The sequence below is a fragment of the Bacillus sp. P4_D3 genome (genome assembly GCF_056401855.1).
In genome coordinates, this window is the sequence record NZ_JBFUIN010001075.1 from 1 (window position 1) to 856 (window position 856).

Here is an 856-nt window from a genome sequence, read left to right on the forward strand (position 1 = left end):
GTGTACCCAGGCAACAACTACTGTTATTGGACCATTTTGTTCAATTGTATTTGTAATAGATTGCTTTACATCATCGTCATTTTGATAATCTAAAGGAAGGCACGTAATATTTCCCRGTACAGAACTCACTTGCTTAACATCTTCCAATTTCGTACTATCTCGTCCAATAATAGAAACATGAAACCCTTGATCACAAAGACACATAGAAACTTTCTTTAGCATTCCTGTTCCACCAATTACAAGCGCATGCAACTTCTTCCCCCCTTAGTAAAATGTCATATGAGGTTTCTCTTCCCTATAATAATTTAGACGGTCTTGTAACGTCCCTGAATGAAACTCAAATTTATGACCATCAGGATCAACAAAATATATAGACTCACAATCTCTCACATCACGCTCTCTTCCTTGTAAAATATGAACTTTATTTTCTTCTAATCGCTGCAGTAAGCGTTCAAAGTCTTCTTGTTCAACAGAAAATGCGAGGTGCGTATAAGATTGATGAATCTCCTTTCTTGGAATATGTGCCTCTTCGTTCAGTGCTATCCATACTCCACATATATTGAAATATGCAAGTTTTCTCCCTTTAACTAATAGTTCTCCTTCTAGCACTCTTTCATAAAACATAATAGCGTTTTCTAAATTTGATACTGAAAAACAAAGATGATTGATTCCTTTCAACACTCCACGTTCCTCCCTAAACAAATAAAAGATGAGCGAAAATTCACTCATCTTTTATTATACTATTTCTTTGTAATATATGCCCATTTATAACTAAAGTCGCCACCGAACGTATGGTTAGCAATACCATTTACATACGTCTTCTCTAAGTAAGCTGTACTTTGTTGGTACGTAGGAG

Annotated in this window: 2 protein-coding genes; both read right to left on the reverse strand. The window is 35.4% G+C overall.

Annotation, left to right across the window (positions count from 1 at the left end):
• A partial coding sequence (locus AC1DTM_RS29255; protein WP_477001575.1) for a Rossmann-fold NAD(P)-binding domain-containing protein occupies positions 1-252 on the reverse strand: 252 nt, incomplete at its 3' end.
• A gap of 12 nt (positions 253-264) precedes the next feature.
• Positions 265-681 carry a FosBx1 family fosfomycin resistance bacillithiol transferase gene (gene fosB, locus AC1DTM_RS29260; RefSeq protein ID WP_002148565.1) on the reverse strand — a complete coding sequence of 139 codons (417 nt, stop codon included), beginning with the start codon at positions 679-681 and terminating at the stop codon, positions 265-267.
• Positions 682-856: the final 175 nt, after the last annotated feature.